Source organism: Companilactobacillus sp. FL22-3 (genome assembly GCF_054881455.1).
Genome location: NZ_JBTYYZ010000039.1, coordinates 1 through 295, shown reverse-complemented (window position 1 = coordinate 295; position 295 = coordinate 1). Strand labels below are relative to the sequence as shown.

Here is a 295-nt window from a genome sequence, read left to right as displayed (position 1 = left end):
AGGCCTACCGGGCGCTGTTTCGGGCCTATAGCTCAGCTGGTTTAGAGCGCACGCCTGATAAGCGTGAGGTCGATGGTTCAAGTCCATTTAGGCCCATTCTCAGAAAATATAATAGTACCATGGGGGTTTAGCTCAGCTGGGAGAGCACCTGCTTTGCAAGCAGGAGGTCATCGGTTCGATCCCGTTAACCTCCATTGACAGAGATGTCAAACTCGTACCTTGAAAACTGGATATTAAGAATTAATGAATTAAAGAAACACCGAAAACTGCGCGATAAAAATGGATGTATTTCCAT

General features: G+C 46.1%; 2 tRNA genes. Both read left to right on the top strand.

Features of this window, described 5'->3' with window-relative positions:
* Positions 1 to 21: 21 nt before the first annotated feature.
* Positions 22 to 96: transfer RNA gene (locus ACYT32_RS12395), tRNA-Ile, on the top strand.
* Between the two features lie 25 nt (positions 97 to 121).
* Positions 122 to 194 (top strand) — tRNA-Ala (locus ACYT32_RS12390).
* Positions 195 to 295 lie beyond the last annotated feature (101 nt).